Here is a 6,718-nt window from a genome sequence, read left to right as displayed (position 1 = left end):
TCCGCTTCGCGGCCCTTTCGCGGCACAAGGCCGCTCCCACAAAGTCCGCGCAAACCCTGAAACATGGGGCTGTACGGACCCTGTGGGAGCGGCCTTGCGCCGCGATGGGCTGCGCAGCAGCCCTAATTCCAGCAATACAGATATTAAGTGAACAGCATTACGGAACGCGTCCGGGGTTCGGGTCCATCACGCTAACGCGATCACTCCTGGTTGGCCAGTTTGTGCTCGAGGTAGTGGATGTTCACGCCGCCTTTGCAGAACCCTTCATCGCGCACCAGGTCGCGGTGCAGCGGGATATTGGTCTTGATGCCATCGACGACGATTTCGTCCAGGGCATTGCGCATACGGGCCATGGCCTCGTCGCGGTCCTTGCCCCAGGTGATCAGCTTGCCGATCAGCGAGTCGTAGTTCGGCGGGACCGAATAGCCGCTGTACAGGTGCGAATCGACACGTACGCCATTGCCGCCTGGTGCATGGAAGTGCTTCACCGTGCCTGGGCTCGGGATGAACTTCTTCGGGTCTTCGGCGTTGATCCGGCATTCCAGCGAATGGCCGTGGACGACGATATCTTCCTGGCGGAACGACAGCTTGTTGCCTGCGGCGATGCTGAGCATCTCCTTGACGATGTCGACACCGGTGACCATTTCCGAGACCGGGTGCTCGACCTGGACGCGGGTGTTCATCTCGATGAAGTAGAAGCGGCCGTTCTCGTACAGGAACTCGAAAGTACCTGCACCGCGGTAGCCGATCTCGATGCACGCGTCCACGCAGCGCTTGAACACTTCCTGGCGGGCTTTCTCGTCGATGCCGGGAGCTGGCGCTTCTTCCAGCACCTTCTGGTGACGGCGCTGCAGCGAGCAGTCACGGTCGCCCAGGTGGATCGCGTTGCCTTGGCCGTCGGACAGGACCTGGACTTCCACATGGCGCGGGTTGGTCAGGAACTTCTCCAGGTACACCATCGGGTTGCCGAAGGCTGCACCGGCTTCGGTACGGGTGAGCTTGGCCGAGGCAATCAGGTCCTCTTCCTTGTGCACCACGCGCATGCCGCGACCACCGCCGCCGCCAGCGGCCTTGATGATCACCGGATAGCCGACTTCACGGGCGATGGCCAGTGCGGTCTCTTCATCTTCCGGCAGCGGGCCGTCGGAGCCCGGCACGGTAGGCACGCCGGTCTTGATCATGGCGTCCTTGGCCGACACCTTGTCGCCCATCAGGCGAATGGTGTCGGCTTTGGGGCCGATGAAGGCGAACCCGGATTTTTCCACCTGCTCGGCGAAATCAGCGTTTTCAGCCAGGAAGCCGTAGCCCGGGTGGATCGCCGTGGCGCCGGTGACTTCGGCGGCCGCGATGATCGCCGGAATATGCAGGTAGGAATCCTTGGACGATGCAGGGCCGATGCAGACCGACTCGTCTGCCAGGCCCAGGTGCATCAGTTCACGGTCGGCGGTGGAGTGCACCGCGACGGTCTTGATGCCCAGCTCTTTGCAGGCACGCAGGATCCGCAGGGCAATTTCCCCACGGTTGGCGATCAGGACTTTTTCGAGCTTCCCAGACATCGTTGGCTCTCCGCGATTCAAACGACGGTGAACAGCGGCTGGTCGAACTCAACCGGCTGGCCGTCTTCTACCAGGATGGCGTCGATGACACCGCCGATTTCGGCTTCGATGTGGTTCATCATCTTCATGGCTTCGACGATGCACAGGGTGTCGCCTTTCTTCACGGTCTGGCCCACTTCAGCGAAGTTCGGCGAGGTCGGCGATGGCTTGCGGTAGAAGGTGCCGACCATCGGCGAGCGGACCACGGTGCCTTTGAGGGCAGGCGCTGCGGCTTCGGCGGCCGGTGCAGCGGCGGCGGCAGGGGCAGGGGCGGCAACCGGTGCGGCCATCGGCGCTGGCGCGGCGAAGTACTGGGCGCCGGCAGGGGTTTTGCTGTTACGGCTGATGCGAACGGACTCTTCGCCTTCCTTGATCTCCAGTTCGTCGATGCCGGACTCTTCCAGCAGTTCGATCAGCTTTTTGACTTTACGGATATCCATTAATCAGCAACTCCCAGGATTCGGTCGGGGACTTAAAATGTGAAAACGTGTCGAAAACGTTTCTTCGTAGTGCTTTCAGGGCCAGGTCCATCGACCTGAACCGCGTGTCATCGGGGCTGTGCGTTGGCAGCCAGGTGTTCCAGGGCCGACTCCAGGGCCAAGCGGTAGCCGCTGGCGCCCAGGCCGCAAATCACACCTACAGCCACGTCGGAGAAGTAGGAGTGGTGACGGAACGGTTCACGCTTGTGCACGTTGGAGAGGTGCACTTCGATGAATGGGATGCTCACTGCGAGCAATGCGTCACGTAATGCGACGCTGGTGTGGGTGAACGCTGCCGGATTGATCAGGATGAAATCCACGCCTTCCTGGCGCGCCGCATGGATGCGGTCGATCAGCTCGTATTCGGCATTGCTCTGCAAGTACTGCAGATGGTGGCCGGCGGCGCGTGCGCGCTGCTCGAGGTCCTGGTTGATCTGGGCGAGGGTGACAGCGCCGTAGACGCCTGGCTCGCGGGTGCCGAGCAGGTTCAGGTTAGGGCCGTGCAGCACCAGTAGGGTGGCCATCTGCGTATTCCTTGGTTTTGTAGGGCAATTCGACATAGCGCGGCGACTATGCCGCAAGTCGGTGGCAGTGTCCAGTTCCCCGCAATAGCCAGCACGTTGACCGAGGTTCGGGCAAAGTATGTGACTGCAAGCCTGGGTTTGGTCACTTTCGTGGGACAAAAACGCCGCTGTGGGACGTTATAGCCCCAACTTGCCGCGCACGCGCGTCAGAATCGTCGCAAATTCCTCGGCATTCACCTCGCCGATCACCCGATCAGTGGTCATTTCGCCGCCGTTCGCGGCAAAGAACAGCATCGCCGGTGGGCCGAACAGTCGGTAGCGGTCGAGCAGGCTGCGCTGTTCGGCGCTGCTGGCGGTGATATCGAAGCGCAGCCGTTTGAAGCCGGACAGCATCGGCTGGACCTGGGCGGCGCCGAGCACGTCCTTCTCGATCACTTTGCAACTGATGCACCAGTCGGCGTACCAGTCCAGCAGCACCGGCTGGCCGGCCGCCTTGGCCTGGGCCAGGGCCGCGTCCAGCGCGGCGGGGGTGGTGAGGGTCTGCCAGGCATCGGCCTGCTCAGGCGCCGCCGAGGCGGCAGACGCGGGCGGCGGCAGCGGCCGCAGTGGGTCGCCTTGACCGGCCAATGCGCCGTACCAGCAGGCCAGGGCGTAGACCAGGCACAGCAGGCCGAGCAACTGCGCCAGACGCTGACGCGGCGACTTGACCACGAACTCCAGCGCGCCGAGGAACAGTGCCACGCCAGCGGCCAGCAGGCCGACCAGCAGCAGCGTCAGCGGCCCGGGCAGCACGCGGCTGAGCAGGCCGATGGCCACGCCCAGCAACAGCACGCCGATGACGTTCTTCACGCTGTTCAGCCATGGCCCGCTCCTGGGCAGCCAGGCCGCGCCGCCGGTCGCCACCAGCAGCAGCGGTGCGCCCATGCCCAGGCCTAGGGCAAACAGTTTCAGGGCGCCGCCGACGGCATCGCCGCTGGCGCTGATGTACAGCAGGGCGCCCGCCAACGGCGCCGACACGCAGGGCGAGACCAGCAGGCTGGAGAGCACCCCGAGCACCGCAGCGCCCAGCAGTGATCCGCCGCGCGTGCCGCGTGCCACCCGGTCCAGGCGCTGGCTCAGGGCGTGCGGCAACTTGAGTTCGAACAGACCGAACATGGCCAGGGCGAACACCGCGAAAAACAACGCAAAGGGCACCAGCACCCAGGCCGATTGCAGGCGTGCTTGCAGGTTCAGGCTGGCGCCGAACAGCCCCATCAACGCGCCGAGTCCGGCGAAGCTGGCGGCCATCGGCAGCACGTAGGCCAGCGACAGGCTCAAGCCGCGCCAACCGCCCACCTGACCGCGCAGCACCACACCGGACAGAATCGGCAGCATCGGCAGCACGCAGGGGGTGAAGGTCAGGCCGAGGCCGGCGAGGAAGAACAGTAGCAGCGCCTGCCAATCGAGCCGTTCGGTGGCACTGGCGGCGTTCGCCGCGCCCTCTCCCGGAATGCTCAGGCGCGCGGTTTCCGGGGGATAGCACAGGCCTTTGTCGGCGCAGCCTTGATAACCCACCAGCAAGGTGAAGGCGCGTGGGTCGGTGCGCGGCACTTCGATGTCGACGATGCCGTGGTACACCTCGACGTCGCCGAAGAACTCGTCGTGCTTGGCTTCGCCCTGGGGAATGCGTGGGCTGCCCAGGGCGATGTCGCCTGGCTCGCTGCGCACCTGGAAGCGGTGACGATAGAGGTAGTAGCCCTCGGTGGCGACGAAGCGCAACTTGATCGACTGCGCATCGGCCTGGAGCAGTTCCAGCTTGAAGGCTTCGTGGACCGGCAGGAAGTCGGCGCTGTTGGACAGCGAGGCGGCGCCCAGGGTGGCGCTGGGGCGGTTGTCGAGCAGGCCCGAGGCGAAGCTGGGGCCGGCCAGCAGCAGGAACAGCAGGAAAAACAAGCGGCGCATGGCGGACTCGCGAGGTGGAACGTGGCCGGCATGATAGCGGAGTTGGCAGCGGCTGGGGGCGATCGGGCTGGGCGCGGCGGCGAAGCGCCGCACCCCAGGGCGCTTACACGCGAAACGCGCCGACCGCCTGGTTCAGTTCGCCGCCGAGCTGCAGCAGTTGCTCGCTCTGCTGGCGACCTTCGCCGATACGCTGCAGGTTGTCTTCGCCCAGTGCATGGATACGCTCGCTGTGGTCACGGATCTCGCTCACCGCGCCGCTCTGCTGGGCGGTCACATCGGCGATGCGCACCGCCGTGTCGGCGATGGTGCGAATGGCGCTGACGATCTCGTCCAGCGCACCGTCGGCCATCTGCGCCTGGCTGGCGGTGGCCTCGGCATGTTCGAGCTGGGTGCGCATGCCGCTGACCGATTCGCGCGCGGCCTGTTGCAGGCGGTCGATCAGCACCTGGATTTCGCCGGTGGCGCCGGTGGTGCGCTGGGCCAGCGAGCGCACCTCGTCGGCCACCACGGCGAAGCCGCGGCCCATCTCCCCGGCACGGGCCGCCTCGATGGCGGCATTGAGCGCCAGCAGGTTGGTCTGCTCGGCGATGGCGCGGATCACCGTCAGCACGCCACCGATGGTCGCCGACTCCGCCGCCAGTTGCTCGATCAGCTGAGCATTGCCCTGCACCTCGTCGACCAGCGCACGCAGCCCCGACAGGCTGTCGCCGATCACCGCCTGGCCGTGCTCCACGGCGCGACCAGCGTCACGGCTGGCGTCGGCGGCTGCGCTGGCATCGCCGGCCACCTGCTGGATGGTCGCTTCCAGTTCGCCCAGGGCGTCGCGGATCTGCGCGGTGTCGCCGGCCTGGCGTTCGGCACCGTCGTGCAGCGCCGTGCTCATGCCGGCCAGGGCGTGGCTGCTGCCGGCGACCTGTTCGGCGTTGTCGCGCAAGGTGCCCACCAGCGTCACCAAGTACTGGCGCAGACGGTTCAGCGAGGCCTGGATCTCGTGCAGTTCGAGGTTGGTACGGCCCAGTTCCACGGGCTGGCCGAAGTCGCCTTCGGCCCAGCGTGACAGAGCCGGTGCCAGGCTGGTGAGGGTGCGGGTGAGGCGCCGTTGCAGGGTGTCGATGAGCAGTGCGATCAGCAGGATCAGGCCGATCATCACGCCCTGGGTGAGCCGCACTTCGGCGGCGATCTTCGCGTGCTGGCCACGCACCTGCGGCTCCAGTGCGGCGATGGCCTGCTGCACGGCATCGATACGTTCGCGGGTACTGGCGGCCAGCGCGGCGCGGCGCTCGATCTGTTCGCGGGTGCGTTGCAGCTCGGCGGGGTAACGGCCGAGCAGGCTTTGCAGTTCGCGCTTGAGGCCGACGGCGACATCTTCCTGGCGTTCGTTGGCCTGGCTTTGCAGGCCCATCATCGCGGCGAAGTCGTCGGCGCCGGACTCGGCGGCGCGGGTCACCCCCAGCAGCGGCAGGGCGTCGATGAGCTGGGCCTGGGCGCGGATCTGCTGCAGCTCGCGTTCCACCTCGTCGGCCAGCTCGGCGCGACCGCTGCTGACCAGTTTGTCGCGGGCCAGCGCCAGGCGGCCCAGGTGCAGCGAGGCGTCCAGCAGGGGTGTCAGGTAGCGCGGCGCCTCGGCGCTGCCGCTGTCACGGGCGTAGCCGGCCAGTTGTTCAAAGTTGGCCCCCAGTTCGCGCTCGGCTTGCAGCAGCAGCGCTTGCGGGTCGCCGGCCAGTTTGCCAGCGGCCAGCAGTTCGTTGGCGGTGAACGCCTGCAGGCCGTCGAGGCTGGGCCGCAGTTGCGCGGCCAGATCCTCCGGCCACTGGGCCAGCGCCTCGTGCAGGTGCCGGGTGGCCTCCGTGGCGGCGGCATGGCGCAGGGCGTCGCCACTGGCCAGGTAGACCTGGATATTGTCGGCGGCCTGGTTCTGGAACTGCTGAGACAGGCTCAGGTAGCGCTCCATCAGCTGGTAGGGGCGCTCCAGTGCGCGCTGCGACCACCACAGGGTCGCGCCCAGGGCAAAGCACACGGCCACCAGCAAGAGGGTGTTGAAATTGGTCAGCCACTTCAGGCGCATAGCCGCTAACTTCCTGGGCAATGGTGAGGTAGGTGGCTGAAGTTATTGCGATTTTGTGACGCCGTGATGACGCCGGAGGCTTGGCGCCATAAAAAAGTGGCACATTGCTGGTAT

Annotated in this window: 5 protein-coding genes; all 5 read right to left on the bottom strand. The window is 66.0% G+C overall.

The features are described from left to right. Positions 1 to 200: 200 nt before the first annotated feature. The 5 genes from accC to Q6A47_RS20295 all read right to left on the bottom strand — a co-directional run bounded on the left by accC (position 201) and on the right by Q6A47_RS20295 (position 6,490). The gene (gene accC, locus Q6A47_RS20315) at positions 201 to 1,556 is read right to left on the bottom strand and encodes an acetyl-CoA carboxylase biotin carboxylase subunit (protein WP_029614228.1); all 1,356 of its coding nucleotides are present in this window, start codon (positions 1,554 to 1,556) and stop codon (positions 201 to 203) included. Between the two features lie 17 nt (positions 1,557 to 1,573). Next, positions 1,574 to 2,035: an acetyl-CoA carboxylase biotin carboxyl carrier protein gene (accB, locus tag Q6A47_RS20310; RefSeq protein WP_295481599.1), complete on the bottom strand. Its 462-nt coding sequence runs from the start codon at positions 2,033 to 2,035 to the stop codon at positions 1,574 to 1,576. Between the two features lie 107 nt (positions 2,036 to 2,142). Next, positions 2,143 to 2,598 (bottom strand): type II 3-dehydroquinate dehydratase, encoded by a 456-nt coding sequence (gene aroQ / locus Q6A47_RS20305; protein ID WP_029614230.1) that lies wholly within the window; start codon positions 2,596 to 2,598, stop codon positions 2,143 to 2,145. 177 nt (positions 2,599 to 2,775) lie between these two features. Continuing rightward, complete coding sequence (locus Q6A47_RS20300) at positions 2,776 to 4,539, bottom strand: protein-disulfide reductase DsbD (protein ID WP_039582970.1); 1,764 nt, start codon at positions 4,537 to 4,539, stop codon at positions 2,776 to 2,778. 103 nt (positions 4,540 to 4,642) lie between these two features. Then, positions 4,643 to 6,490: a methyl-accepting chemotaxis protein gene (locus Q6A47_RS20295; protein ID WP_369811572.1), complete on the bottom strand. Its 1,848-nt coding sequence runs from the start codon at positions 6,488 to 6,490 to the stop codon at positions 4,643 to 4,645. Between the last annotated feature and the right edge of the window lie 228 nt (positions 6,491 to 6,718).

Source organism: Pseudomonas boreofloridensis (assembly GCF_030580795.1).
In the GTDB taxonomy this organism is placed as follows: domain Bacteria; phylum Pseudomonadota; class Gammaproteobacteria; order Pseudomonadales; family Pseudomonadaceae; genus Aquipseudomonas; species Aquipseudomonas boreofloridensis.
The sequence above is the reverse complement of the archived record's forward strand: the minus strand, read 5'-3'. Positions and strand labels throughout refer to the sequence as shown.